At 66.5% G+C, this 24,126-nt stretch carries 27 protein-coding genes and 4 tRNA genes; 11 read left to right on the top strand and 20 right to left on the bottom strand.

Annotated features, from left to right (window positions below):
- Nucleotides 1-17: 17 nt before the first annotated feature.
- Nucleotides 18-287: a hypothetical protein gene (locus AC07R7_RS17715; RefSeq protein ID WP_494636073.1), complete on the bottom strand. Its 270-nt coding sequence runs from the start codon at nt 285-287 to the stop codon at nt 18-20.
- A gap of 192 nt (nt 288-479) precedes the next feature.
- On the opposite strand from AC07R7_RS17715, the gene AC07R7_RS17710 reads away from it, so the two are divergent.
- Genes AC07R7_RS17710 through AC07R7_RS17700 form a run of 3 tightly spaced genes read left to right on the top strand, consistent with a single transcriptional unit; the run spans nt 480 to nt 3,211 of the window.
- Nucleotides 480-1,757 carry an Rv2175c family DNA-binding protein gene (locus tag AC07R7_RS17710; protein WP_494636072.1) on the top strand — a complete coding sequence of 426 codons (1,278 nt, stop codon included), beginning with the start codon at nt 480-482 and terminating at the stop codon, nt 1,755-1,757.
- Between the two features lie 2 nt (nt 1,758-1,759).
- The gene (locus tag AC07R7_RS17705) at nt 1,760-2,422 is read left to right on the top strand and encodes an RES family NAD+ phosphorylase (protein WP_494636071.1); all 663 of its coding nucleotides are present in this window, start codon (nt 1,760-1,762) and stop codon (nt 2,420-2,422) included.
- 3 nt (nt 2,423-2,425) lie between these two features.
- A complete protein-coding gene (locus AC07R7_RS17700) occupies nt 2,426-3,211 on the top strand; it encodes a hypothetical protein (protein WP_494636070.1) in 786 nt (261 codons plus the stop codon).
- A 131-nt stretch (nt 3,212-3,342) separates the two neighbouring features.
- Here the strand turns inward: AC07R7_RS17700 and AC07R7_RS17695 are convergent, their stop codons facing one another.
- The gene (locus tag AC07R7_RS17695) at nt 3,343-3,870 is read right to left on the bottom strand and encodes an antirestriction protein ArdA (protein ID WP_494636069.1); all 528 of its coding nucleotides are present in this window, start codon (nt 3,868-3,870) and stop codon (nt 3,343-3,345) included.
- 683 nt (nt 3,871-4,553) lie between these two features.
- On the opposite strand from AC07R7_RS17695, the gene AC07R7_RS17690 reads away from it, so the two are divergent.
- Nucleotides 4,554-5,309: a hypothetical protein gene (locus AC07R7_RS17690; protein ID WP_494636068.1), complete on the top strand. Its 756-nt coding sequence runs from the start codon at nt 4,554-4,556 to the stop codon at nt 5,307-5,309.
- A 33-nt stretch (nt 5,310-5,342) separates the two neighbouring features.
- On the opposite strand, the gene AC07R7_RS17685 is transcribed toward AC07R7_RS17690, so the two are convergent.
- The 4 genes from AC07R7_RS17685 to AC07R7_RS17670 form a co-directional block, all read right to left on the bottom strand.
- A complete protein-coding gene (locus tag AC07R7_RS17685) occupies nt 5,343-6,470 on the bottom strand; it encodes an AlbA family DNA-binding domain-containing protein (RefSeq protein ID WP_494636067.1) in 1,128 nt (375 codons plus the stop codon).
- Nucleotides 6,471-6,502: 32 nt separating this feature from the next.
- Nucleotides 6,503-6,871, bottom strand: coding sequence for an MmcQ/YjbR family DNA-binding protein (locus tag AC07R7_RS17680; protein WP_494636066.1), 369 nt, complete (start codon nt 6,869-6,871; stop codon nt 6,503-6,505).
- 106 nt (nt 6,872-6,977) lie between these two features.
- Complete coding sequence (locus tag AC07R7_RS17675) at nt 6,978-8,537, bottom strand: adenine nucleotide alpha hydrolase family protein (RefSeq protein ID WP_494636065.1); 1,560 nt, start codon at nt 8,535-8,537, stop codon at nt 6,978-6,980.
- Nucleotides 8,506-8,799: a hypothetical protein gene (locus AC07R7_RS17670; RefSeq protein WP_494636064.1), complete on the bottom strand. Its 294-nt coding sequence runs from the start codon at nt 8,797-8,799 to the stop codon at nt 8,506-8,508. The genes AC07R7_RS17675 and AC07R7_RS17670 overlap by 32 nt, the downstream gene beginning before the upstream one ends.
- A 354-nt stretch (nt 8,800-9,153) precedes the next feature.
- Between AC07R7_RS17670 and AC07R7_RS17665 the strand changes: the two genes are divergently transcribed.
- The 5 genes from AC07R7_RS17665 to AC07R7_RS17645 all read left to right on the top strand — a co-directional run bounded on the left by AC07R7_RS17665 (nt 9,154) and on the right by AC07R7_RS17645 (nt 11,579).
- Nucleotides 9,154-9,414, top strand: coding sequence for a hypothetical protein (locus AC07R7_RS17665; RefSeq protein WP_494636063.1), 261 nt, complete (start codon nt 9,154-9,156; stop codon nt 9,412-9,414).
- Between the two features lie 253 nt (nt 9,415-9,667).
- Nucleotides 9,668-9,955, top strand: coding sequence for a hypothetical protein (locus AC07R7_RS17660; protein ID WP_494636062.1), 288 nt, complete (start codon nt 9,668-9,670; stop codon nt 9,953-9,955).
- The gene (locus tag AC07R7_RS17655) at nt 9,948-10,319 is read left to right on the top strand and encodes a hypothetical protein (RefSeq protein ID WP_494636061.1); all 372 of its coding nucleotides are present in this window, start codon (nt 9,948-9,950) and stop codon (nt 10,317-10,319) included. The genes AC07R7_RS17660 and AC07R7_RS17655 overlap by 8 nt, the downstream gene beginning before the upstream one ends.
- Before the next feature lie 2 nt (nt 10,320-10,321).
- Nucleotides 10,322-10,534, top strand: a complete 213-nt coding sequence (locus tag AC07R7_RS17650; protein ID WP_494636060.1) for a hypothetical protein — start codon at nt 10,322-10,324, stop codon at nt 10,532-10,534.
- Nucleotides 10,535-10,985: 451 nt separating this feature from the next.
- Nucleotides 10,986-11,579, top strand: coding sequence for a hypothetical protein (locus AC07R7_RS17645; RefSeq protein WP_494636059.1), 594 nt, complete (start codon nt 10,986-10,988; stop codon nt 11,577-11,579).
- Here AC07R7_RS17645 and AC07R7_RS17640 read toward each other — a convergent pair.
- On the bottom strand, nt 11,576-12,568 hold the full coding sequence (locus tag AC07R7_RS17640; protein WP_494636058.1) for a glycosyl hydrolase: 993 nt from the start codon (nt 12,566-12,568) through the stop codon (nt 11,576-11,578). The two genes, AC07R7_RS17645 and AC07R7_RS17640, sit on opposite strands and share 4 nt — an antisense overlap.
- 126 nt (nt 12,569-12,694) lie before the next feature.
- Between AC07R7_RS17640 and AC07R7_RS17635 the strand changes: the two genes are divergently transcribed.
- Both AC07R7_RS17635 and AC07R7_RS17630 read left to right on the top strand, forming a co-directional pair.
- Nucleotides 12,695-12,931 carry a hypothetical protein gene (locus tag AC07R7_RS17635; RefSeq protein ID WP_494636057.1) on the top strand — a complete coding sequence of 79 codons (237 nt, stop codon included), beginning with the start codon at nt 12,695-12,697 and terminating at the stop codon, nt 12,929-12,931.
- A 16-nt stretch (nt 12,932-12,947) separates the two neighbouring features.
- A complete protein-coding gene (locus AC07R7_RS17630) occupies nt 12,948-14,618 on the top strand; it encodes a recombinase family protein (protein WP_494636115.1) in 1,671 nt (556 codons plus the stop codon).
- Here the strand turns inward: AC07R7_RS17630 and AC07R7_RS17625 are convergent.
- From AC07R7_RS17625 to AC07R7_RS17565, 13 genes are all read right to left on the bottom strand, one after another.
- Nucleotides 14,577-14,653: transfer RNA gene (locus tag AC07R7_RS17625), tRNA-Arg, on the bottom strand. The two genes, AC07R7_RS17630 and AC07R7_RS17625, sit on opposite strands and share 42 nt — an antisense overlap.
- A gap of 28 nt (nt 14,654-14,681) precedes the next feature.
- Nucleotides 14,682-14,987 carry an ETC complex I subunit gene (locus tag AC07R7_RS17620; protein WP_125158123.1) on the bottom strand — a complete coding sequence of 102 codons (306 nt, stop codon included), beginning with the start codon at nt 14,985-14,987 and terminating at the stop codon, nt 14,682-14,684.
- 26 nt (nt 14,988-15,013) lie between these two features.
- Nucleotides 15,014-15,090, bottom strand: a tRNA-Pro gene (locus AC07R7_RS17615).
- A gap of 65 nt (nt 15,091-15,155) precedes the next feature.
- Nucleotides 15,156-15,584 carry a DUF192 domain-containing protein gene (locus AC07R7_RS17610; protein ID WP_494636114.1) on the bottom strand — a complete coding sequence of 143 codons (429 nt, stop codon included), beginning with the start codon at nt 15,582-15,584 and terminating at the stop codon, nt 15,156-15,158.
- Nucleotides 15,585-15,690: 106 nt separating this feature from the next.
- Nucleotides 15,691-16,281, bottom strand: coding sequence for a stationary phase survival cold shock domain protein CspD (gene cspD, locus AC07R7_RS17605; RefSeq protein WP_494636056.1), 591 nt, complete (start codon nt 16,279-16,281; stop codon nt 15,691-15,693).
- A 172-nt stretch (nt 16,282-16,453) separates the two neighbouring features.
- A tRNA-Glu gene (locus AC07R7_RS17600) sits at nt 16,454-16,528 on the bottom strand.
- A gap of 45 nt (nt 16,529-16,573) precedes the next feature.
- Nucleotides 16,574-16,648: transfer RNA gene (locus AC07R7_RS17595), tRNA-Glu, on the bottom strand.
- A 101-nt stretch (nt 16,649-16,749) separates the two neighbouring features.
- Entirely contained in the window at nt 16,750-18,579 is a 1,830-nt protein-coding gene (recJ, locus tag AC07R7_RS17590) for a single-stranded-DNA-specific exonuclease RecJ (protein ID WP_492884402.1), read from the bottom strand.
- Between the two features lie 124 nt (nt 18,580-18,703).
- Entirely contained in the window at nt 18,704-19,681 is a 978-nt protein-coding gene (locus AC07R7_RS17585; protein ID WP_494636055.1) for a class 1 fructose-bisphosphatase, read from the bottom strand.
- A 62-nt stretch (nt 19,682-19,743) separates the two neighbouring features.
- A complete protein-coding gene (glpX, locus tag AC07R7_RS17580; RefSeq protein ID WP_492840056.1) occupies nt 19,744-20,697 on the bottom strand; it encodes a class II fructose-bisphosphatase in 954 nt (317 codons plus the stop codon).
- Between the two features lie 76 nt (nt 20,698-20,773).
- Nucleotides 20,774-22,063: a homoserine dehydrogenase gene (locus tag AC07R7_RS17575; protein WP_494636054.1), complete on the bottom strand. Its 1,290-nt coding sequence runs from the start codon at nt 22,061-22,063 to the stop codon at nt 20,774-20,776.
- 29 nt (nt 22,064-22,092) lie between these two features.
- The gene (locus AC07R7_RS17570) at nt 22,093-23,313 is read right to left on the bottom strand and encodes an LL-diaminopimelate aminotransferase (RefSeq protein WP_125158118.1); all 1,221 of its coding nucleotides are present in this window, start codon (nt 23,311-23,313) and stop codon (nt 22,093-22,095) included.
- 109 nt (nt 23,314-23,422) lie between these two features.
- On the bottom strand, nt 23,423-23,863 hold the full coding sequence (locus tag AC07R7_RS17565; protein ID WP_494636053.1) for a hypothetical protein: 441 nt from the start codon (nt 23,861-23,863) through the stop codon (nt 23,423-23,425).
- Nucleotides 23,864-24,126 lie beyond the last annotated feature (263 nt).

Below are 24,126 nucleotides of genomic sequence, written 5' to 3'. Positions count from 1 at the left end.
TGGCAGGCGTATTCAGGTCAGACGGACGCCGCGGCGGATGTCGTCTCGTCCGACGCCGGCTCGGCGGCCTCTCGCCCGGCGGCGACCGCCCGCACGCCGTCACGGCCGAGCACTTCCCAGACCGCGTCGTCGCGCCACACTTCGATCGTGGCGGCGCTGGCGTGTTCTCGCAGAAGCTGGAGTGCGTGCTGGCGAACTCCAGACGGCTCAAGCTCCTGCACATCAACGTGCGTGGCCACCTGGTTTTCGGCGAGGCAGACGAAGGTGAAACTGACAGATGGGGCCATGGCCGAACCATAGCCGTTTGTCGGGCCGCGTAAGTCAGATTTCGACGGAACGTGGCCACGCATCCCGTGAACCCGCAGACGTCGGCGGCAGATGGCCGGCTTCGGCGGCGGTTGACGTCACTCTGGTTGACAATGTGCCGTCAACCACCACATTCTAGTGAACCGTCAACCCTTGCGTGGCATTGTTTCACCATGCCCAAGAAACCGCCCCCCGGTTCGGACGAGGAAGCAGAGGCAGCGCCGGCCGCGCCGCCTCCTGACAACTCGTGGACCGATGAAGCTGATCATGCGGAATCGTTGACGGAAGTCGCTGCGCGACATGGCGTCACGCCGGACGTCATTTTCGCGAGCGTGCTCAAGGCCTATGAGCAAACGCGAGACGCGCTCCAGGCGATATCTGTGATCTACACAACACCAGTGGACCTAGGCGGAGTGTCGGCCCTCGTTTCGAGGTACTTGGCTGACCCTGCTGTCGGGAATGCGATCAAGGCGATCGGCCTGCGCGACTCATTGTTGGCTGATCGCCTCAATAGCTACGCCCTGATTTCGGCTACGGTGTCCGCGCAAAACGGGCTCCTCTACCCTGGCGAAGCCAAGAACACCTTCGCCGCAGCCCATGACGCCGCCAGGGCTGTGCAGGCGATGGATGCGCCGCTTCGCCGGCTATCGATTTTCCAAAGCCGTGTGGAAAGTGCAGCCGTCCTGATGAGCTGCGCGTTCGCCGAAGCCGCGGTGACCGATTTCAAGACGGTGTCGCGCAAGGCGAGCCTGCGGCCAGCCAGCGCCGCTGATCTTTGGTATGCCCAGGTCGTGAACACCTCGCTGGACCGCTTCCGCGATGTACGCAACGCCCTGGTCCACGCCTGGACCCCCACGCCCGAGGCCGACGTTCTCGCCTCCGAAGCATTCCTGATCCTGGCGGACCTGACCTCCGCCAAGGAGAAGTTGGTGGAGATTCACGTCAGCGACCCGGCCAGGGCGCGGTCGGAACTCGTCCACCTGCTTGATCCAATCGCCGAGGAGATCGCGGTCACGGCGCGCTTGCTGGTGGCCGATGGCGCCGAGGAGGTTCCCAAGCCTCCGCCGCTGGACGACGTGCAAGCGGCGATCCTGGCCAAGGCCGGCGCGACCTGGTCGCTGAGCGACGCGGCCGACGCCTTGGGCATCTCGCGCCAGGCCCTGCACAAGCGCGTTATCAAGGGCACGGTGCTGGGCGTGATGCGCGGCCGGTCCCTGGCTATCCCGTGCTGCCAGTTCGAACAGTTCGGCGTGAAGTCCAAGACGGTGACGGGCCTTGGCCGGATCATCGCACTGTTCCGCCAGGCGCAGGCCGGCGACTGGTCGGCGCTGCAGTTCCTCGTCGAACCGGATCCCAACCTCGTGGGCACTCCGATCGCGGCGTTGCGCGCCGGCAAAGCCAAGGCGGTCGAAAGCGCGGCACGGGCCTATCTCTCGCTCGATGAGGGCTAGAGATGGCCGGGGGCGGTTTTGAATTCAACGGCAAGCTTTTGTCGGAGGTCCTGCCGCCCGGCGAAACCCTCATCCGCATCCACCAGAGCGACCGCAGCCCGCTCTGGTTTGGGCCAGCGCCAGGTGTCGCGCCCGGCGGCCGGTTTGAGGCGCCCGACGGTCAGTACCGCACGCTCTATGCGGCGTTCGACCTGACGGGCGCCTTCGTCGAGACCGTCCTGCATCGCCCTGCAGGCCGCATCGTTCGCCGGGCGTATCTCGAAGCCCGATCGTTTTCGACCTTCCACTCACGCCGCCCGCTCACCTTGGCGAAGCTGCACGGTCCTGGCCTTCTGCACCACCAGGCCCCGCCCGCGATCAGCGCCGGGCTCGACTATCCCACCAGCCGCGCTTTCGCCTTGGCGCTGTTCGAGCAATTCCCCCAGGTCGATGGCCTCGCCTATCGCTCGAGCCACAACGACGACGAGCGGTGCGTGGCGCTATTCGACAGGGTGGCGCTGGACGATCTGGAGATCGAGCAGACGACCAAACTCAGCGATGCTCCCGACCTGGTCGACGCCATCATGGCCAAGCACGGGGCCGCCTATGACACCAGCGCCCCCATTCCGTCGCTGAAGACCCTGCTGGAGGGCGAGCGCGACTACCGGTCCGAGGCCTTGTTCTGAGCCATGACAAAAAAGAACACCCTTACCATCTCGCGCACTGTCATCCGGCGCTACACGACGATCTCGGCGACTTTGGACATTCTTCGTCGAGGGGCCCTCCCCCTGCTGAACCCGGAATCCTGGGATGACCGCAACGACAGCTACTTCATGGCCCGGTACAAGGAGGCCAAGAAGCTGAACGGCCTCTACGCCCTGTGTACGGCCCGTTGCAGCGAGACCTACCACCATTGGCGCGTTTATACCGGCGGCGCCGACGGCGCCTGCCTGGAGCTGCGCCGCAAGCCTCTCGAAGCCGCGCTCCGTGACATTCCCGAAGTCACCTGTGGCGAAGTGGAATACCTGATCCTGGACAAGGTCGAGGAGCTGACGTCCGCCGACGTGGAGCGCCTCCCCTTCGTCAAGCGCTTCGGTTTCACCGCCGAGGATGAGTACCGGATCATCCTGGCGTCGAACGAACCCCAGGCCGCGGCTCGCAGCATCCAGCTGCCTGTTGAGCTGATCGGCCGGATCTACCTGAATCCCTGGCTGCCCAAGTCGATCGCCGAAAGCGTCATCGAGACGATCAAGGCCATTCCGGGCTGCGAAAACCTCAGCGTCCAGCGGTCTCACCTGATCGACAGCGCGCGCTGGAAGGAGGCCGGCGACCTGGTGACAGGCCGGAAGGTGGCGAAGGCCAAGACACCGTTGAAGCTGACGGTTCCTGTGCCAGACAAGCCGAAGACGTCGGCCAAGAAGCCGGTCAAATCGCCCAGGAAGACGCTCGTCCGCAGGTCCGCCAAGACCGCTTAACGGCGAAGTTGTTGACCTTCGCGCCGCCGCCAAAGCGGCGGCGCGCGGCGCCAAGCGCCACCATTCCAGGCTTGAGCTCTAAGAGCGACGGCGCCTTCTCGCCCTCCTGCGCCGCCGCCAAGGCCTTGCCCTCATCGGCTCCAGAACACATGTACTTGGCCGCCGACCTCGACCGTGAACACCTCTCCGTTCAGGCGCGCGTCGCGGGCCATGGCTTCGTAATCGATATAGAGGCGCAGGTTCTCCGGAATGGCCGTGCTCTCTTCGGTCATCTCCTGGAAGCAGTCGGGCAGGCTGGCGAAGGCTCCGTGATACTGGTCGTCCAGCGCGGCGCCTGCGGCGTCGAGGTCCCCGCCCAACTCGGCGAGCACCAAAGCCCCCAATTCGCCTCGCTCGCGCAGGAAGGCGGCGATCTCGACCACCCGCGCGATACCGGCGTACTCGGCGATCTCCACGCCACCGAAGCCCTCGTAGTCGTGGATCGCGAACTCCTCGGCCATCGGCACGGGAGAAGCCGCCATCATGGCGCGGATTTCAGACCACACCGCGTCGGCATCGTCCCCGACCTCGATCCAGGCGCCGTGCAGCACACCGTTGTTGTAGGCGGCCAGACAGGCCACGTAGATGCGGGGCTCAAGATCATCAGCGGCTTGTCCCATCGTCCTCATCCTCAAGGCAGGGGTTCGACATCGAACCCTTGCCCCTCGGCGAGAGCGGGGGTGAAGCGGAGCGGCCGGCTTCGCGGGGACCCGGCTGCAGGACGGCCAAGGGCCGTTCGAAGCTGGGCGGAAGCCGGTCCGAAGCGCGCTGGGGGCGGAGCCCTAAGCACGCGACCGCGCAGGCGGTCGCCATCAAGACGTCGGTTTCACGCCTATCGCGACCACCGTCAGGGGCGTTTTGGCGCCAACCCCTTCCCACCCCATCCCGTGAGCACCACGAGTACCCGGAGCACGGTTGAGGACCGTGAGCACAGCGAGCACAGCAATAAGCAACTCAACTTATTGATTTTACTTAATTATTCCCACCTCCGCGGCAGCAGACTTCACAACCCGATGCTTAAGTTGCAACATATCCCTCAAACTCAGATTTCGAGCTGTATTGTTGACGCAATCTGAGGGTCGGCGAGTTTATATCTAAGTTTTTGATTTTACTGAACTTTCTATTTAGATTGAATTCAGTTCGGAGATCGGAGTGCCCCTTCCATAAGGGCGCGAAGCCTTCGGATCCTTGAGGCGGCTTCCACCCCCGCTTCACCCGGTGCGGGCGTCCAACCCCGCACCGGTTCCATCTCGAAGAAAGGGGCGGCGTCCAAACCCGCCCCTGCCCTAACCCGGAGATCCTTATGCCAAGCGTCCGAGAAGCCAACGCGATCGCCACCAAGCAGCTGGCCCTGCGTGAGAACCTGTGGCCGGGCCATGCACCGTTCCTTTGGAACCGGAAGATCAACAAGGGCTTCGCGACCATCCCAAAGACCCTGCCGCTGATCCTGAAGATCATGGACGAGATGACAAAAGGCGCGCCGGTCTCGGCCACCTATCTCACACTCTGGTGCCACACCTGGGACAACGCCTACGCGCCGATCGCCAAGCCGATCGAGATGGCCCTGGCGTCCGGCTTCAGTGGCCAGCGTGGGGAACACACGTGGATCGGCCGGATGAAGAAGCTCCAGGAGCTGCACTTCATCGACATCAAGGCGGGTAAGTCCGGGGCGATGAGCCACGCGATCGTCTGGAACCCGCACATCATCCTTCGCTACCATCACGACGTGGCCAAGACGCCTGGCCTGACCGAGGCGTCATGGACGAGCCTCATCGAGCGGGCGATGGACCTGGGCGCAAACGATATGCTGCTGCAGTTCCCCCCCGACACCAAGCCGATGCCCGAAGGCCCGATCCCCTATCTGGTCGCCAAACAGGCCGAAGCGGTCGCCGCTCAGGCTGCCGCACAGGCGGCGGCGAATGCAGCGGCCCTGGCCGCGGCTCAGTTGGCGGCGCAGACGCCAGCTGCGGCAACGCCCGCTCCCACAGCCCCAGACGCGCCGACGGCGCCGCCGCCGCCGCCTCAGCCGGCGACACCGACCACGGACCTGCCCACCTAGCACTAGGCCCGCTGGCCGGCGGCAATGGTCGGCCTAGTCGACCTTCCACATCCGAGGGTCGTCAATCCCGAACAGCCGAAGGAACGCCGCCCACAAGGGTTCGAGACTGTCGTTGGCCAGCGTGTCGTCCAGCACCTCGCCCAGATAGGCGACGTTCTGGAAAGCGGGTCCGGCATAGTAGCCATCACCGCCGATCAGGACGAAGTCGCGCACGCCCAGAACCGTCGCCATCAGGGTCCAGGGCCCTTCGACGCCATGATCCCTCAATCGCGTAAGGCCGTGACGCACGCTCCCGAAAAGCGCGTCCCGAAAGTATTTCGGCCAGACACGCCCCTGCCCGTCCCTCGTGCCGCCGATGATCGTCGCCACATCGATATAACCCCGGCGGTGATTGATGGCCCAGCCGGGCGTGGACTTGCTGGTGCGGTCGATCGGACAGAAGGCGATGACGCCATCCAGTCCGACCGCCGCGTCGTAGCCACCGCCCCGTAGCGGCGGAAGAAGCGCGTTTTCCCGCGTTACCGGCAGATCGCGCTGCTCGCGCAGGGTGGACAGCGGCGCCAGTGTCAGGACCAGGGTCGGACCGTCTTCCAGGCGGCACGGCAGGTTCTCACCGGCGATGGCCTGCACCGCCGCCGCGTGCAGATCGCGCAGCTTGCGCGGCGTCTGGTCGGACGCCGCGAAGGCCAGACGCAGTTCTCCCGTGTCCATCTCGTACTTGCCCCGGCTGTTGCGTGCGTAGAACCGGCTCGTGCCCTTGAGCGTGACCCGATGGGGCGCGACGAGGCTGGCGCCGACCCGCGCGATCAGCGCCACTCTATCTTCGGCCAGCGGCGTGACGTGGAAGCGCACACGCGGGACGCGCGGATCGACGCCGTCGCGCACCAGGTTCTCCAGACGAAGAATTTCACCATCCAGCCCTTCGCTGGACAGACCCACAACCTCAGTCGCGACCCCATCGACGTCGCGCACGCCGTAAATCAGGTCGCCGCCATCGGTGTTGGCCAGAGCGGTGATGTCGGCCAGGAATTCCTTGGTGTCGGTGTCGCCGCGTCCCGGAAGCGTCAGCTTGTAATCCAATCGCCGACCTTCCGGTCGCCCGACTTCGACGAGACGCGTCAGGTCGGCGGCGTCGATGTCGTCCAGAGTCCTTTCGATCATCCGAGCCTCCCGCTTCTTCGAATCCGCCGGCGCTAACTCCGTCCGGCCACCGCCGACCGATCTTCGACGCCTCGCCTTCCCCGCCCCGCCTGCCGGTAGACCTCGCCGAACGCCGCGGCCAGCATCTCGGCCATCAGCCCCTCATCCACGCCTTGCAGACGCACCAGCGTCACGCCGGTGGTCCGCCGACGCCCCGGCTCGACCGTGACCGCGTCGCTCTGGGCGATGGCCTTGGCCTGGTCCTTTCGGCTGAGCTTGACCACCGCCCAGCCGGCGGCTGGCCAGCCTAGGGTGGCGAAGGCCTTGTCGCCGATGCGGAACTGGACGGCGTCGAGCACGGGCCGGACCTGGACGCCAGGCCCCAGGCGGCCGGCAAGATCGGTGAAGGCTTCAGGCGTCATAACGATCCTCGCACGGAGCGACGCCCTTCATGTCCATGAGTCGCGCCCCGGTCGCAAAGGTGACGGCGACCTACGTCAGGAACGGTCGGATGCCCCGCGCGAATGCTCAGACCTCGACGCCGAAAGCCTCGGCCAGACGCTGGGTCGCCAGGTCGCGGGCGCGCTGGCCGGGTTCGTCGCTGGGCAGCCCCAGGAACACCAATGGCCCTGGCCGAGCGATCCAGCTGTGGAGGGCGCGGCGCGAGGCGCCGGCCAGGGTCGCGCGAGCGAACAGCGCTTCGGAGATCGAAGACGGCTCGCCGTTGCCCCCAGTCTTGATCAGCAAGGGCGGGTCGTAACCAGGTCCCTCGCCCGCATCGAGCATGGCCATGAACCCGACTTCGTCCGGATCGGCCGCATGCAGTGGACTGGCGCCGGCGGCGGGATAGACGCGGCGCAGGGTGTCGAGCCGCGAGCCCGCCTCGCCCAGGAAGCGTCGCTGGAAGCGGCCGGGCTCGCCGAGTGGATTGACCGCGTCCGTGCCGCCCTGGCTGAACACACCCGAGCCCGCGCCATCCGACATCCCCGTCATGGCGATCAGCCGCGCCCGCTCCGTCGTCCACCAGTCGGCCGGCGGGGCGCCGTCGGTGACGGCCTGGTCCGGCGTATAGGCTTTCAGGACTGCGACCAGGCGCTGGAAGCGCCGCACCGGATGGAAGTCTTCCCAGTCCGCACCCAAGCCGGCGCCATCGTCGGGGATGGCCGGATTGAGGGCGAGGTCGCAGACCAGCAGGAAGAGTTCGAGGGCGCGCTGGTCATCGCCCCGCACGCCAGCGCGGAGGAACTGGGTGACGGCCTCGGTATAGAGGCTGTGCCGCTGATCCAGAAAGCGCGTCAGCGTCCAGGCCAGGGCTTGGCTGGCGAAGGCCGTGTAGCGCGCCTGCGGTAGCCGGTCCTTCTGGCGGGCGGTGAAGAGGTGCTGGACCACCATCGCCGCGCCCTCTTCGATATGGCGCACGGTCAGGCCATCGCGCGATCTGTCCAGGATCAGTTCCCCCGTCGGTCCCATGGCGCGGGTCGCGGGCATGAACCCATCGTCGGGCGCGTTGAAGACGCTGGCCAAGTCGTCACCGCAGGCGGCGTAGCGCAAGCCAAGGCCGACCAGGAACGCCGGCGGGATCGGCCCTAGCAGATCCTGGCCGCCGTCGACCAGGAAGTGCTCCAAGGCCACGCTGGCCCACCAGTGATCGAACAACGACTGCAACGTCGTGGAATAGCCGAGGCTGTGCTTGAGCTGGCCCTGGCGACTGCGTTCGGCCGGGGCCACGCCCGAGCGGCGGGCCGCGCGCAGCAAGTCCAGCTCGCGCGGCGTGGCCGTGGTCAGGATCGCCGAGGCCAGGTCGCCGGTCAGGACGCGGTTGCGGGCCAGGAACCGGCCGAAGGTCGAACCGATGGTTTGGACCCAGTGGGTCTGCTCGTGCATGCGCGCGGCGATGGCGACGAAGATGCCCAGCTCACCGGTCTCGACCAGGTCCCGCGCCGATCCGTCGAAGGCCTGGACCTCTTCGGGATAGGCCGACATGTCGACGAACAGGGTGTCGGGCCAGTAGCGCGCGCCGTGGGTGTCCTCGCGGCGCGGCTGCGGCTCGAACGGATCAGGCTTCGGGTTCTTCTTCCACGACCACACGTTGGGCCCCGAAGCGCTTGATGAGAGCCGCCGCGGCGGCCTTGAGGGCGTCATAGGCGGCGTTGCCGACCACCCCGCCAGCGACGGCGCCGGCGGTCCAGGTCACCAGGGCCGTCAGGGTCAGGGCCTCGCCCCGCTCGGCCGGCGCGAACGGATCCTGCGGCGCATCGCTGATGGCCAGTTCCGCCAGGGCGTCGGGACCAAGCTCTTCTTCCAGGACGCGGCGCACCTCATCCGTCGAAGCCAAAACCGTGATGTCCATGCGCCCCTCCTGGTCGCGCCGATAGTGGCGGGCCGACCTGGTCACGTCTACGGCTTCGGCGCGACGTCCTGCGCGCGCGCGTCAGCGAGCGCCCATGATGATGGAGACTGCAAGGAGACCGCGCAAAGCGCGTGTCGGGAAGCGGCGCCGAGGCGCCGGCGGCAGGCCAAAGCCTGCCCGCAGGGGCGCGCCCGCAGGAGCCGCGAGCGAAGGCGGCGCCCGCCAGGGCGCGCGGCGGGACCGAGCGCGCCCGCCGGTGGCTCACCTTATAGAGTCTGTAGCCCGTCCCCATTTTTGGCCGACCTGCCGTAGGGGAAACTTAGCCTTAAGCTCCCTCCTCCTAGAGCCAGGTCCATGTCCAAGGACCTGGAGACCTTCATCCGTGCGGCCCACGCCGCCGGGGTCGCGCGGCGGCTCGCCGAGCTGGCCCTGGAGATCGATGCGGTCATCGCCAGCTATCCGCGGTACGGCGGCGCCCGCTATCTGAACCGGCTAATCGAACAACGCCGCCGCATGGCCGCACCGGACCCGGCGCTGGTCGTCCACCTGACCGCCGAACTGTGCGCCCGCGACGCCCGTGTGCTGACCGCCCTGCTCCCGCTGTCCCGCGCCTGACCGCCGATCATCCGTGCCTGCGCAAGGTTACCGCCCTGGCCGATCAGCCTGCGGTCCGCAAGGTCGCCTAGCCGCCAATCCGGTCTCCGAAATCCGTGGACGGCCTGTGGACGTCGCCGACGGCTCGACCTGCGGACGATTGACGAAGCCGCTCGGCGAAACGAGAACATTTAGAGAACATTTAATTGCCATCGCCCGTCGCCTGCCCGGAACGCTCCCGGCCGGGATCGAGCCCCTGCGCCCGGATCACGCCATGCCGCACGCACCGCCCCCGAAACTTGAACGCATCCATCGCCAGGCCGTGGAGAAGCTGACGCGCCATACCTTCAACGATGTCATCGACGGCAAGAAGGTTCGCCGCACGCTGCACTTCACCTTTCCAGGCGGCCGCAAGACCCGCAGGTCCAGCGTCACCTTCCTCAATCCCGAACACGTGCCGCCGTTCGACGGCGACGAGGCTTGGTTCCTGGTCGAGCTGGTGATCGCCAAGCCCTGGCCCTACTGGCGCGCGGTGCGCCAGGTCGAGCCGCCCCGTGCCTGAGCCCAGCGACGCCGACCGCCGCAAGGCCGCCCAGATCGCCGCGCCGTTCGACAAGGCGCGTCTGGTCGACGCCCTGGAGCGCGGCTGGGAGATCACCTTCCGCTGCCAGTACTGTGGGTCGAGCAAGACCTGGCGGCGCGACGTCATTCTGGGCCGTGCCCGCAAGCTGCTGAACCTGACCATGCCGCAGGTCCAGGCCAAGGTGAGCTGCCCGCGCTGCCCGGGCCGGATGCCGGCGCTCTCGTTCTCGGGCCTGATGACGCCGGCCGATCCCGATCGAGCCAGATGGGCGCTGATCGAGACCTTGATCGATGCCGGCCTCAATCCGACCGACTATGGCTATGGCTGGCCAGGTCGCCGCTGACCATGGCCGCCATCTGGCCCATCCTGGCCCGCATCAAGTCGCCCCTGACCATCATCTGCCGACGCTGCGGCAACCGCGTGGTCTGGTCGCGCGAGAAAGCCGTGGCCAATCTCGGCGGTCACACCCAGCCCCACACGATCCGCGGAAAACTCCGCTGCAGCCGATGCGGCGCGCGGGGGCGCGAGGGCCAGATCGATGTCGACGCGGTCATTTGAACCGGCCAGGTGCGTCAAGGTCGAGCGCGGGCACGAGGGACAAAACCCTTGCGGGGCGAGGGGCGCTCGCGGTTCAACAGAAATATCCGCGCTCGGACGCAAGTTTTCCGTTTGACGCGTCTCAAGAACGGCACGACAAAACCTTCGGTCTTTCGTTTCCTTAAATGAAAGGCTGTGTCGATGACCTCCCAACAATCGAAAGACGACAAAGCGGCCCACGCCATTACGGTGCGTGCTTGGCCACCTGAAATCAGTGGGCAAGGCCTGGGGATCATTGGCGTATTCGCCGTTGTTGCTCTGGCCTTGTGGTTTTTCAAACCCGACATCACCACTGCGCTTCAGCACGTCATGACCAGGCCCGTAGCCGTCGATGCTCGGCCATAAGGCAAGCAGCGGCGATCTTGCCCCTGCTCCATTGGCTGCCACTTGGCTGTCTCGCTAGGATTCCGACATGGACCTGAAAACCATCATCGGCCTGCTCCTGGGCTCTTCCGTCATCGGCGGCGTGATTAGCGGCCTGATCGCTCAGGGCGCACCGTGGTGGCGCGAAAAGTTGGCGAACGACAAAGTCGCGGCCTTCTCCGCGCTGCGCTTGGCCCTGATGCTCGAAGAGTTCGCTGGCGACTGCGCAATCACTTACGGCGACTTCGATACCTACCGATCGTCACGTGGTGGCGCGGGAGCACTGCCCAGCGGCCTGCCCAAACTGCAGGACTATCTGGGAGATATCGCCTGGCAGGCCCTAGGCACGGCAATGGCCACCAAGGTTTTGCACTTCCGCGTCGCGCGGTCCGACGCCGGCCCCATGATCACCGCCGACGCCGAGTTCGCTGACCAGTGGGACCATTCTCAGCTCATCGCCGAAACCTCCGTGAAGCTTGGTCTTCAAGCCCTCGGTGTGGCGCAGACGCTCCGCAAAGAGCTGAAGCTCGTCCCCGCGCACGCCACGCCCGACCATTCGACCGAGGACTATCTGACCCGCTCCCTGACCAGAATCGCAGAGCGCAAGGCCAAGCAAGCCGCCGAGAGCCACGACGACCTCTAGATCGAGCGCTTCAACTCGTACTTCGTCAGAAACCGCTCCGACGCATAGTAGGCCTTCAGCCGCTGGGGATCGTTCTGGCCCGGATCCATCAGCCAGCGCGTATGCCAGGTCATGAACCAGAGCCAGTCGGCCTCGGGACCCAGCAGCGCGGGATCAGGTATAGGACCGTTCTCGTGTAGGCAGATGGGCACGGTCTCGCCCACGATCGTCTTCACCGCATGGAACATCGGGGCCAGCGCGCCATGGTCGTCGGCATAGATGTCGGCGCCGGCGACGTCGATCCGATCGCGGCCCGGGTGCCAGGCCGGATCGACATTCTGACCGGCCCAGCCGGCCACCCAGATCAGATTGTCCAGGCCACGCTGGCGGGTGAACGTGTCGTACATCAGCGCCCAGAGCGCCTTGAACGCCTGGGGGCCGTGCTTGCCCCACCAGAACCAGTCCCCGCTGAACTCGTGCAGCGGCCGCCAGAGAACCGGCACCCTTCGATCCCGCAGCACGGTCAGCAAGTCGGCTATCTGGGCGAGATCGCGATGTAGGGCGAGGTTCTGCGGCGACCCCGGTCGTAGGGCGGTGAGAAGGTCGAAGTCTTTCTTGGAATTTTCGTAGCCCGTGCCGATGTCGGGCGCACCCCAATGCCAGCAGAGGGTGACGATTCCGCCCGAGCGATGCCAGGCCGTGGCCCGCTCGTTGACCCCGACGTTCAGCCGCGGCTCGATGTAGTCCAGCCCCAGGATCGCCGGCAAACGCCCGGTCACCTTGTCGATGTAGTCCAACTCGACGCCGGGTTTGGCCACGCCTTCCTGCTGACCCGTCAGGGTCTTCCGACCGTAAAGCGACCATAGATAGGCGTAGAGCGCGCGCGCCTCGGCCGAGGCCTTGGGATTGCTGAGCCGACGTGGAGACACATCCGCCCAGCCGATGGCTGGCGTCGTCGCCAGCGCCAAGCCAGCCTTCAAGGACGCCCTTCGGCTGACCACTCCGTCCATTTCGACTTCCCCGCGCCGAAACGCCACGACCCAACACTCCCGCCAATGTCCGCCGATTGTACGCTTTCCTACGACGAGCCGCCGCCGAGCCTTGCCCGACAACGCCTTGCGGCGCGTCCATGGTTCATGACCCGCGCTCGACCGAAGGTGAACCCCGACGCCCTCGCCGACCTCTACGATTATTTGCCGACGCAACTACCAACACCAGCCCGCTCGTTCGTCCCACCTTCGCGCCGAGCGGCGATAGCGCCTTCGGTTTCGGACGACTGGCCCGAATTCGTGCCGATCACCGAGGCCGAGCTGCGGATCACCGAGGCGTATTTGGAGAAGGTGCTGGCCGAATTGCTCGGACCCCTGCCCTGATCCGCAGGGAAAATAGATGGCCAAGCGTAAGACACCTCCCCCACCCGCCGTGCCGAGCGCGGCGCTCTATCTCCGGGTCTCGACCGGCCGCCAGGCCGAGAGCGACCTTTCCATTCCCGACCAGGGGCGCCAGCTACGGGCCTATTGCCAGGCCAAGGGCTGGCCCGTCGCCGAGGAGTTCGTCGAGCCCGGCAACTCCGCCACGGACGATCGCCGGCCAGCGTTCCAGCAGATGATCGACGCGGCTTCGGCCAAGCCTCCGCCGTTCCAGGTCGTCCTTGTCCACTCGTTCTCGCGGTTCTTCCGCGACCAGTTCCTGTTCGAGTTCTACACCCGCAAGCTAGCCAAGAACGGGGTGCGCATCGTCTCGGTCACCCAGGAGGTCGGAGACGACCCCATGGGCGTGATGGTCCGGCAGATGATGAACCTCTTCGACGAGTACCAGTCACGGGAGAACGCCAAGCACACCTTGCGGGCGATGAAGGAGAACGCGCGCCAAGGATTCTGGAACGGATCCCATCCTCCGCTCGGCTATCGCGTGGTCGCCGCCGAACAGCGAGGCGAGCGGATTAAGAAGAAGCTGGAGATCGAGCCGATCGGGGCCGAGACGGTGCGGTTGATCTACCGACTAGCGCTGCATGGCGTCGACAACAGCGGCCCGATGGGCGTCAAGGCCATCGCGACTTACCTCAACGCCAACCATCACACCACGCGCGGAGGCGGTCGGTGGAGCAACGGCACGGTCCATTACACCCTGACACGCACCACCTACATCGGGGAGCACCCTTTCAATAGCCGTCACTACGCTAGCCAAGAACCCAAAGACGAATCTGAACACGTCATCATGGCCGTTCCGCCACTGGTCGACCGCGATACCTTCGACGCTGTCCAGCGGGCGATGTCGCTGCGCAATCCGGCCGCCATGGCGCCTCGCTTCGTAAACAGCCCTATCTTGCTCGGTGGAATCTGCTTTTGCGGCCTGTGCGGCGCGGCGATGACCCTGCGCACCGGCAAGAGCAGCGCTTATCGCTACTACACGTGCTGCACGAAGGCGCGGCAGGGCGTCAGCGGATGCGAAGGCATGAGCGTCCGCATGGATTTGCTGGATGCCTCCGTCATCGACCATTTGGAAAATCGGTTGCTCAATCCGGAGCGACTGGCGTCCATGATGGACAACATCATCGACCGCAGATCGGAGTGGATCGGGAAGCGCCACCGGCATGTCGCCGACTTGCGCAAGCGGGCGACCGAATCCGAGCAGCGGCTTCAGCGCCTCTACACCTCGATCGAAGAAGGCGTCGTGGACCCCAGTGATCCCTCGCTCAAGCAACGGATCACGCAACTTCGGTCATTGCGAGACAAGGCGGCTGGCGACGCCGAACGCGCAGCCAAGGCGATCGAAAACATTACGCCGGCTCTGACGCCGGAGCTGTTGCGCCGTTTCTCAGACGCTACGCGCGAAATGTTGCGGGCCGAGAACGGCGCCTATCGCCGCGACCTGATACGCGCCGTTGCGCAGAAGGTGGAATTGCTATCGCCACACGAAGCGAAGATATGCGGATCGAGAGTGGAATTGCTCAGAACGCTCGCCGTCAACAACGGCGTAGAATCGGCGGCTCTAGTCGTGCCGGGTTTTGTCCGGGAATGGCGCGCCCTGCTGGATTCGAACCAGCGACCGCTCGCTTAGAAGGCGAGTGCTCTATCCAGCTGAGCTAAGGGCGCGCGCTGTCCGGCCTGGTCCGCGGCGGCCCTAGTGGGTCCAGGGCTGCTTGCGGTTGGCGGCGAAGTTGTCGGCATAGGCCTTGATGATCCGCTTGGGAGTCTTCGGCTCGAAGAGCTGGAAGGCGATCTCGTGGCGCTGGGCGTAGGCCACCGCCTCGTCGCGGGTCTCGAAGGTCAGGCGGATCTGGCCGTTCATGTCGCTGGACGTGGTCCAGCCCATCAGGGGATCGGGCTTGCGGGCCGAGGCCGGCTCGAACTCCAGCACCCAGTCCTTGGTCTTGGCCTTGCCGGACTGCATGGCGTTCTTGGCGGGGCGATAGATGCGGGCCAGCATGGACCTCTCCCAGAATACCTTACCGATGGTCGGAGCGGCAGGATTTGAACCTGCGACATCCTGGTCCCAAACCAGGCGCGCTACCAGACTGCGCTACGCTCCGAAACATCGGCAGGCGCGTGCTCTACAGGGGTTCGAAGCGCGGATCAACGATCCGGACGCCGCAATTCACCCCTTCGGGAAGATTCGATGCAAAACCCGGTCGCCGGGCAGGATGCCCAGCTGCGCCGCGCGACCGCCGGCCAGCTCCAGAACGCCCAGAACCAGCCCCCCGGACGCCAGCGGCGTCTCGTCATGCGGCCGGGCGTTGCGGGCGATCGACAGGATCTTGCCGTTCGGCGCGATGTAGATGATGTCGAGCGGAATCAGGGTGTTCTTCATCCAGTAGGCCACGCGCTGGGGCTTGGCGTAGGTGAAGAGCATCCCGTGGTCGGGCGCCAGGCTCTTGCGGAACATCAGCCCCCGCTCCTGCTGGGCGCGGGTGGCGGCGATCTCGACCTGGAAGCGTTGGCGACCGCGCAGGGTGACGATTTCCACCGTCTCCAGCTTACTCCCAGGCGCGGCCCAAGCGTTGGCGCCCGCGCTGACGCCCAGCATCAGCCCGGCGAGCAGCGCCCGCCTTCCGATCATCCGTTCCGCCACGCATCACCTCGGGAAAAGCCAATCTCGGTCGAGACTAGCCTTCCCCCCGAGATGGCGAAAGTCAGGCGTCGCCGGCGGTGATTTCCGCGACCACCAAGCCCTTGGGGCCCCGCGCGAACCGCACCAGGACGTCGTCGCCCGGTTGCAGGTCCTCGAGCCCGCCTCGGCGGAGCGTCTCGATATGCACGAAGATGTCCCCGGGCTCGGCGTCGCGAATGACGAAGCCGTAGCCCTTGGTGCGGTTGAACCACTTGACCTTGGCGTGCTCGGCCGGCCCTTCGGGCTCCAGGGCGTGACGCCCATGGCCCTCCCGCAGGGGATCGCGGCGCGGCGGCCCGTCGGCGAAGGTGCGCCTCTGCCGCTCGATCGGCGGGGCCGCGCAGCTTTCGTCGAGATTGACGACCTCGCTGACCTGCCAGCCCTTGGGCCTTCGCACCACGTCGCACACGATCACCGCCCCCTCCATGGCGGTTTCGCGCCCGCAGTTGCGCAGCGACGTCACATGCAGAAGCACGTCCTTAAGCCCGGTCTGGCCCGGATCATCCGGTACGATGAACCCGTAACCCTTGCCGGCGTCGAACCACTTCACCCTCCCGCTGATGCGCACGAACTCTTCGTGCGCCGCAGCGTCCTCAAAATCGAAACCAGACATCCCACCCCTCTGGCTCGCCCAATCAGCCCATCGGAGCGAGCACTACGAGAACAGTGTTCTCGCGTGAGGAGAGCCGTCAATGACGAAATCACGTCAAAACGGCGCACAAAGGCGTTCCGCGACATTTCGTCGCAGAAACAACACAGAAACAATTCTGAAATACAGCCGAAAGTGGCAGTCCCTAGGGGAGTCGAACCCCTCTCTCCAGATTGAAAATCTGGCGTCCTAACCGATAGACGAAGGGACCACATCGTCGCCGAAGCGGAACATAGCCGATATATAGCCTCGCGGGTGGCAGTCCCTAGGGGAGTCGAACCCCTCTCTCCAGATTGAAAATCTGGCGTCCTAACCGATAGACGAAGGGACCACGGCCCCGCGAGGAAGCGGGTGTATAGCCGCGACCTTAGGGGTGCGCAAGCGGGCGAAAGTCATTTTTTCAGTCCGCCCACGACGCCTGTGGCAAAGGGTCTATTCTGAGTATCGCGCTCTGGGATCATGGGCGTCCTCGATCTCCAACTGGACGCCGTTGCGGCCCATGTAATCGTCCGGCTTCAGCTTGCCGACGACATCCAGCGCGCCGCCGCCCGCCAGCAGACGCTGGCCCAGCGGCGTTTCGGCGCTGCGCCAGCTGATGGCCTTGATGCGGTCGCCCGTGGGGCCCACGAGGTCCATGCGCACGTGGCCGCCTTTCAGCGCCGAGACCCGGTCGGGCCTCACCTGGGTAAGCGCGAACATCGGCTCGGGATTGCCGGGGCCGAACGGGGCCAGGCGCTGGAAGTCGTCGAGCAGCGCCCGATTCGCCGCGCGCGGCTGCACGAGGGCGTCGATCTCGACCGACTCGACGCCCACAGCCTCCATCTCACCGGCCAAGCGTTCCTCCAGGAAGGCGCGGAACTCTGGAATCATCTCGGGACGGATCGACAGGCCGGCCGCCATGGCGTGGCCGCCGCCGGCCATCAGCAGACCCGCCTCGAAAGCGGCCTGGATGGCGCGGCCCAGATTGACGCCGGGCTGCGAGCGGCCCGAGCCCTTGCCGACATTGGCGGCGCGGTCGACGCCGATGACCACCACCGGCTTGCGATAGCGTTCGCGCAAACGGCCCGCGACAATACCGATGACGCCGGGATGCCAGTCCTCGCCGGCCACCACGATGACGGGCGCGTCGGTGTTGAAGTTGCCGCGCTCCAGCACGGCCGCGGCCTCTTCGACCACGGCCGCCTCGACAGCCTTGCGCTCGGTGTTGAGACCGTCCAGCTCCTCGGCCAGGGCGGCGGCTTCCAGAGGATCGTCGGTCGACAGCAGCTTGGCGCCGAGGTCCGAGCGCCCGATGCGGCCGCCGGCGTTGATACGCGGCCCCAGGATGAAGCCGGCGTGGAACACGGACGGCTCGCCCGAGCCCTTGCCGACCTCGAACAAGGCCTTCAGCCCTGGATTGGCCCAGGCGCCCATGGTCCGCAGGCCCAGCGCCGTCAGGGCGCGGTTGAAGCCGACCAGCTGGGTGACGTCGCAGACCTCGCCCAGGGCCACGAGGTCGAGCCACTGGCGCAGGTCCGGTTGCGGCCGCTCATCGGAGAACAGGCCGCGCTTGCGGGCCTCGCGGTTCAGGGCGGCCAGCAGCACGAAGGTCACCCCGGCGGCGGCCAAGACCCCCTGCCCGCTCTGGCAACCGGGACGGTTCGGGTTGACCACGGCGGCGGCGGCTGGCGGATCCTCGCGCATCAGGTGGTGGTCGATAACCACGACCTCCAGGCCGATTTCGGCGGCGCTGGCGATGGCGTCATAGGCCGCCGCGCCGCAGTCCAGGGTCACGACCAGCTCGGCCCCGCCGTCACGGATCGTCTTGAACGCCGCCGGGCTGGGGCCATAGCCCTCGGTCAGGCGGTCGGGAATATAGATAGGCAGTTCGACGCCCATATACCGGAACCAGCGGACCAGTTGGGCGGCGCTGGTGGCCCCGTCGACATCGTAGTCGGCGAAGACCATGGTCGGGCGGCCTCGCTCCAGGGCGTCGATCAGGATCTCGGCGGCCCGGTCCATGTCGGTGAAACTGGACGGGTCCGGAAACAGCGCCTTCAGGGTCGGACGCAGATAGTGCTCAGCCTGCTCCAGCGAGACGCCGCGCGAGGCCAGGGCCCGGGCCAGGGGCTCGGTCAGGCCGTGACGCTGCTGGATGTCGCGCACCACGGCCATGTCGGCCGGCCGCTCGCGCCAGGCGCGGCCGCTCAGCGAGCGTTCGACGCCCAGAAAAGCGCTGGGCAAGGCGCTGGCGGAAATATCGGTGACACCATCGGCGGGCATCGCTGGAGAGTAGCTGGTCACGTGGATTCGGACCATGCGGCGCCGAGACGACAGGCCCGGACGCAGGGAGTCTTTGCTTGGCGCGCGATGGCCGCCAAAACCGGCGACCACTTTCGGCTATCGCTTAGCCCGCCTGAACCTCGCTGCGAACCTGCTCGACCTCGTTGGCCGAACCCAGCACCACCGGCACGCGCTGGTGCAGCTTGGTCGGCTGGATGTCGAGTATGTCGGCCAAGCCCTCGATCGACTTGCCGCCCGCCCGCTCGATCAGCAGGCTCATCGGGTTGGCTTCATACATCAGACGCAGCTTGCCCGGCTTGGCCGGTTCGCGGGCGTCCCACGGGTACAGAAAGATCCCGCCGCGCATCAGGATGCGGTGGACGTCGGCGACCATCGAAGCCACCCAGCGCATGTTGAAGTTCTTGCCCCGCAGGCCGTCCTTGCCCGCCAGGCAGCCGTCGATGTAGCGGCGCACCGGCGGCGCCCAGTGGCGCTGGTTGGACATGTTGATCGCGAACTCGGCCGAGTCGGCCTTGATCGCCAGATTCGGGTGGGTCAGCAGCCACTGGCCGTCGGCGCTGAGCGTGAAGCCGTCGACGCCGCCCGACAGCGTCAGGACCAGCATGGTCTGCGGGCCGTAGACGGCGTAACCGGCGGCGACCTGGTTTCTGCCCGATAGAAGGAAGTCAGCTTCCGTCGGCGCGTGGCCCGTTGGCGCGGGCAGCACCGAGAAGATCGTCCCGACCGAGACGTTGACGTCGATATTGCTGGAGCCGTCCAGCGGGTCGAAGGTCACCAGATAGCCGCCCACACGGCCGGTCGGCTCGACTTCTTCCAGCTCTTCAGAGGCCAGGCCGGCGACGGCGGCGCAGGCCTTCAGGGCGTCGCTGAGCATGTCGTTGGTGATGACGTCGAGCTTCTTCTGCTCCTCATCCTGGACGTTGGTGCTGCCCGCGGCGCCCAGGCTGCCCGAGAGCGCGCCGGAAGCGACGACGCGGCTGATCCGCGCGCAGGTCGCGGCGATCGTCTGGACCACGTCCTTGAGAGCGGCGTCGGCCGGCTCGGCCGCGAGCCGGGCGGCCAGGTCGACAAAGGCGGTCATCTGGAATCCTCGAAATCGAAAGCAGAACGGCCGCCCTATAGGACAGCCATGACAGAAAGGTCTCAGACCTTCCGCTTCATGCGGACCTCGCGGACGGTGCCCGTCGAGGAGTTCATCACCAGCGTATGGGTGTGGACGCAGCCGTCACGGAAGACGACGCCGTCCAGCAGCCCGCCGCGCGTCACGCCGGTGGCGGCGAAGATCGCCTCGTCCCGGACGATCTCGTGCAGGTCGTACTTCTTGTCGAGATCCGTCACGCCCCAGCGCGCGGCGCGGGCGCGCTCGTCGGCGTTGCGGAACAGCAGGCGACCCTGAAACTGTCCGCCGACGCACTTCAGCGCCGCGCAAGCCAGGACGCCTTCCGGCGCGCCGCCCGAGCCCAGATATAGGTCGATGCCGGTCGAAGGATCGGTGGTGTTGATCACCCCGGCCACGTCACCGTCCGTGATCAGATGGATGCGAGCGCCGGCGGCGCGGACCTTGGCGATGATATCGGCGTGACGCGGACGATCCAGGACGCAGACGGTGATCTCGGTCTCCGCCACGCCCTTGGCGTCGGCGATCGCCTTGATGTTCTCGGCCGGCGAGCGGTCCAGGTCGATCACCCCGGCGGGCAGGCCCGGACCGCAGGCGATCTTGTCCATGTAGGTGTCGGGCGCGTTCAACAACGTGCCCTTGGGCGCCCAGGCCATGACCGTAAGAGCATTGGGCTGGGCCTTGGCCGCCAGGGTCGTGCCTTCTAGCGGATCCAGGGCGATATCGACCTTGGGCCCCTTCCCCGTGCCGACCTTCTCACCGATGTACAGCATCGGCGCCTCGTCGCGCTCACCTTCGCCGATGACGATTTCGCCGTCGATATCCAGCGTGTTCAAGGCGTTGCGCATCGCGTCGACGGCGGCCTGGTCGGCGGCCATCTCGTCGCCACGACCCAGCATCGTCCACGACGCGATGGCGGCGGCTTCGGTTACGCGAACGGCGTCCAGGACCAGCGAGCGGTCCAGGGTGTTCGAACTCATCCGTCTCTCCCGACCGCCCCGGAAGAAGGCGGCCTTGTTCCCAATGTCGCCTTCAACGCTCAGTTTTCTGGGTCGTCTAGATGCGCGCGACGCGCAGAAGGCGGGGACGCTCTAGCACGGTCTGCAATTTTTCGATGCGGCTAATCGCGTCCAGAAGTTTCGATTCCGGCGTCGCATGGGTAACGAGCACGATCGGCACGCCGCCCGCTCCTTCGACGGGCTTTTGCAGGAAGCTGTCGATCGAAACGCCACATTCGGCCAGGGTCTCGGAGATGGCGGCGATCACGCCCGGCTGATCCTTGACCATGATCCGCAGATACGCCTTGCCCACCGCGCGGGCCGGATCGATGGCGATGAACGGGGCCAGAGCGCCGGCCGGAGCCTGGAACACGGGGCGGACGGCCTTGGTCATCACGTCGGCGATGTCGGCGGCCACGGCGGCGGCGGTGGGACCCGCGCCCGCGCCCGGCCCCTGGATGAAGATCCGGCCGATGCGCTTGCCCTCGATGAACAGCGCGTTGAGCGCGCCGCCCGCCTGGGCCAGCGGATGGTCCAGCGGGGTTAGCGAGGGATGCACCTTCACGGCCACGCCGTCGTCGGTCTTGGCGGCGCTGGCGACCAGCTTGATCCGGTAGCCCAGATCCTTGGCCAGCTTGATGTCGAGCAGCTCGACATCGCTGATGCCCTCGATCTCGGCGGCTTCGAAGTTCGGGGCGCAGCCGAAGGCCAGGGCGGCCAGGATGCTGATCTTGTGGCCAGCGTCGAAACCGCCGACGTCCGTGGTCGGATCGGCCTCGGCATAGCCCAGGCCTTGAGCTTCGCGCAGCACGTCGGCGAACGAGCGGCCGGTCTTCTCCATCTCGGTGAGGATGAAGTTGCAGGTGCCGTTGAGGATGCCCGCGACCGAGACGACGTCGTCGCCGACCATGGCCTCGCGCAGCATCTTCACAGCCGGGGTGCCGCCCATCACGGCCGCCTCGAACAGCAGCGGCACGCCCTGGGATTCGGCCAGGGCGGCCAGTTCGGCGCCGTGCACCGCGACCAGGGCCTTGTTGGCGGTGACGACCGGCTTGCCGGCCTTCAGCGCGGTCTCGACGGCGGCCTTGGCCGGGCCGTCGCTGCCGCCGATCAGTTCGACGAACAGGTCGACGTCCGGCGAGGCGGCCAGGGCCACCGGGTCGTCGAACCAGGCCAGGTTCGAGATGTCGACCGGACGGGCGCGGGTCTTGTTGCGGGCCGAGACGGCGGTGACCACCGCCCGGTCGCCGGCCGGCGCGAAGTCCGGGCGCTCGGCCAGGAATTGCAGAAGTCCGCCGCCGACGGTGCCGAGGCCCGCGACGCCGACGCGCCAGGTCTTCTTCGTCATCTTCGAGTCCTTGGAGTCGAAACCAGCCCTCAGGCCTGTTCCATCTTGTTGTGAGCCTTGGCCAGGATGGAGTCGGCGTTGGCGATGAATTTCTTCACATTGCGCGCGGCCTGGCGGATGCGGTGCTCGTTCTCGACCAGGCCGATCCGGACATAGCCCTCGCCATACTCGCCGAAGCCGATCCCCGGGGCGACGGCGACGCCGGCCTCCTCGATCAGCAGGCGCGAGAACAGCATCGAGCCGGCCTCGCGATAGGCCTCTGGAATCTTGGCCCAGGCGAACATCGAGGCCGGCGGATTGGGGATATCCCAGCCAGCGCCCTTCATCGACTTGATCAGGGTGTCGCGGCGGCTCTTGTAGATGCCGCGGATCTCGTCGACGCAATCCTGCGGGCCGTTCAGCGCCGTGGCCGCGGCCACCTGCACCGGGGTATAGGCGCCGTAATCCAGGTACGACTTCACGCGGGCCAGGGCCGCGCAGATGCGGGCGTTGCCGACCACCATGCCCACCCGCCAGCCGGCCATGGCGTAGGTCTTCGACAGCGAGTTGACCTCGACCGCGATGTCCTTGGCCCCATCCACCTGCAGGATCGACGGCGGCGGATTGTTCTCGAAATAGATCTCGCCATAGGCCACGTCGCTGATCACCAGCAGGTCGTGCTTCTTGGCCAGCGCCACGGCGTCCTTATAGAAGTCCAGATCCACCCACTGGGCGGTCGGGTTCGACGGATAGGACAGGATCAGCACGCTGGGCGGCGGCACGGAGTGCTTCACCGCGCGGCTGATGTTGGAGAGGTACTCCTCCGGCGACAGGGCCGGCACATGGCGGATGATGCCGCCGGCCATGATGAAGCCGAAGGCGTGGATCGGATAGGCCGGGTTCGGACAGATGATCACGTCGCCCGGACCGGTCAGGGCCTGGGCGAGGTTGGCGAAGCCTTCCTTGGACCCGAGCGTGGCGATCACCTCGGTGTCGGGGTTCAGCTTCACGCCGAAACGGCGGCCGTAATAGTTGGCCATGGCCTTGCGCAGGCCAGGGATGCCCTTGGAGGCGGAATAGCGGCCCGCCTTGGGGTCGCGCGCCGTCTCGATCAGCTTGTCGACGATGTGCTGGGGCGTGGGCATGTCCGGATTGCCCATGCCGAAGTCGATGATGTCGGTCCCCTCGGCGCGGAGGCGCGCCTTGATCTTGTTGACCTCTTCGAAGACGTAAGGCGGGAGGCGGCGGATACGGTGAAAATCGGTGCTCATGGGGGCTCTATGCGCCGCGTCGGCGCTCTGGGAGCGAAAAGTCGGGCATGGATAGACCCCGAGCGGGGCCACGCCAAGCCAGTTCAAGGGAGATTATGCCTCCGTCGGCCTATTTCGGCTGGGACGGAGGCGCGCTAGCTCGGCCGCGTGCGTCACGGGCGAAGGCTTCGGTGGCGGCGCGATCGGCGTCGGTCGGCGCCTCGAAGGCGGGCGGCTTGGCGTCGCGACGGGCCTTGGCCGCGTAGGTCTCGCTGTCCTTGAGTTCCCAGGTGCCGGGCGCGGTGGCCGTGGTCAGGGCGTCGCCGGCGCGTTGCTGCTGCACCACGGCCGCGCGCACCTGGTCGGCGGTCGGTACGTCCGTGGGGATCGCCGGGATGTCCGAGAACTTGCGGCGCTCGCCCTTGGCCTTGGCCGCGGCGGTGGCGCGGGCGGCGATCGGCGAACTGGGATCGACCTTGGCGGTCGAGAACGGCGTCGCGCACGCGGCCACGCCGGCCGTCAGGCCGACGATCAGAGCGACACGTACGATTTTGCGGGTTTCGCCGTTCATTGGTTCTGGTCTTATGCGATGATCGCGGCGAGCGAAAGGCGTTCGGCGCCGCTTTTCGCGAACAAGACAATAGCACGCGGAGGAAACCTCATGGCCACGGCGAAGGCGGCTCCCAAGGCCCGGAAGAAAGCTTCCCCCAAGGACGAGATCGCCCCCCCCAAGGCCAAGGCCGCGCCGAAGGCAAGCAAGGCCAAGTCCAGGCCAGAAGCTCCCGAGGCGCCGCCCAAAACCGAATCGGCTGGCAAGACTTCCGAGGGCTTCCA

This window comes from Caulobacter sp. GW821-FHT05F04 (assembly GCF_059419665.1).
The sequence above is the reverse complement of the archived record's forward strand: the minus strand, read 5'-3'. Positions and strand labels throughout refer to the sequence as shown.

Coding starts and splice junctions, on each gene's coding strand:
- AC07R7_RS17680 (WP_494636066.1), bottom strand. CDS start 6,871: ATGACGCCTGAAGCCTTCACCGATCTTGCCGGCCGCCTGGGGCCTGGC.
- AC07R7_RS17660 (WP_494636062.1), top strand. CDS start 9,668: ATGCCGCACGCACCGCCCCCGAAACTTGAACGCATCCATCGCCAGGCC.
- AC07R7_RS17715 (WP_494636073.1), bottom strand. CDS start 287: ATGGCCCCATCTGTCAGTTTCACCTTCGTCTGCCTCGCCGAAAACCAG.
- AC07R7_RS17695 (WP_494636069.1), bottom strand. CDS start 3,870: ATGGGACAAGCCGCTGATGATCTTGAGCCCCGCATCTACGTGGCCTGT.
- AC07R7_RS17650 (WP_494636060.1), top strand. CDS start 10,322: ATGGCCGCCATCTGGCCCATCCTGGCCCGCATCAAGTCGCCCCTGACC.
- AC07R7_RS17565 (WP_494636053.1), bottom strand. CDS start 23,863: ATGAACGGCGAAACCCGCAAAATCGTACGTGTCGCTCTGATCGTCGGC.
- AC07R7_RS17570 (WP_125158118.1), bottom strand. CDS start 23,313: ATGAGCACCGATTTTCACCGTATCCGCCGCCTCCCGCCTTACGTCTTC.
- AC07R7_RS17635 (WP_494636057.1), top strand. CDS start 12,695: ATGACCCGCGCTCGACCGAAGGTGAACCCCGACGCCCTCGCCGACCTC.
- recJ (WP_492884402.1), bottom strand. CDS start 18,579: ATGCCCGCCGATGGTGTCACCGATATTTCCGCCAGCGCCTTGCCCAGC.
- AC07R7_RS17640 (WP_494636058.1), bottom strand. CDS start 12,568: ATGGACGGAGTGGTCAGCCGAAGGGCGTCCTTGAAGGCTGGCTTGGCG.
- AC07R7_RS17670 (WP_494636064.1), bottom strand. CDS start 8,799: ATGGACATCACGGTTTTGGCTTCGACGGATGAGGTGCGCCGCGTCCTG.
- AC07R7_RS17685 (WP_494636067.1), bottom strand. CDS start 6,470: ATGATCGAAAGGACTCTGGACGACATCGACGCCGCCGACCTGACGCGT.
- AC07R7_RS17645 (WP_494636059.1), top strand. CDS start 10,986: ATGGACCTGAAAACCATCATCGGCCTGCTCCTGGGCTCTTCCGTCATC.
- AC07R7_RS17705 (WP_494636071.1), top strand. CDS start 1,760: ATGGCCGGGGGCGGTTTTGAATTCAACGGCAAGCTTTTGTCGGAGGTC.
- AC07R7_RS17575 (WP_494636054.1), bottom strand. CDS start 22,063: ATGACGAAGAAGACCTGGCGCGTCGGCGTCGCGGGCCTCGGCACCGTC.
- AC07R7_RS17610 (WP_494636114.1), bottom strand. CDS start 15,584: ATGCTGGGCGTCAGCGCGGGCGCCAACGCTTGGGCCGCGCCTGGGAGT.
- AC07R7_RS17585 (WP_494636055.1), bottom strand. CDS start 19,681: ATGACCGCCTTTGTCGACCTGGCCGCCCGGCTCGCGGCCGAGCCGGCC.
- AC07R7_RS17690 (WP_494636068.1), top strand. CDS start 4,554: ATGCCAAGCGTCCGAGAAGCCAACGCGATCGCCACCAAGCAGCTGGCC.
- AC07R7_RS17700 (WP_494636070.1), top strand. CDS start 2,426: ATGACAAAAAAGAACACCCTTACCATCTCGCGCACTGTCATCCGGCGC.
- AC07R7_RS17665 (WP_494636063.1), top strand. CDS start 9,154: ATGTCCAAGGACCTGGAGACCTTCATCCGTGCGGCCCACGCCGCCGGG.
- glpX (WP_492840056.1), bottom strand. CDS start 20,697: ATGAGTTCGAACACCCTGGACCGCTCGCTGGTCCTGGACGCCGTTCGC.
- AC07R7_RS17630 (WP_494636115.1), top strand. CDS start 12,948: ATGGCCAAGCGTAAGACACCTCCCCCACCCGCCGTGCCGAGCGCGGCG.
- cspD (WP_494636056.1), bottom strand. CDS start 16,281: ATGTCTGGTTTCGATTTTGAGGACGCTGCGGCGCACGAAGAGTTCGTG.
- AC07R7_RS17620 (WP_125158123.1), bottom strand. CDS start 14,987: ATGCTGGCCCGCATCTATCGCCCCGCCAAGAACGCCATGCAGTCCGGC.
- AC07R7_RS17710 (WP_494636072.1), top strand. CDS start 480: ATGCCCAAGAAACCGCCCCCCGGTTCGGACGAGGAAGCAGAGGCAGCG.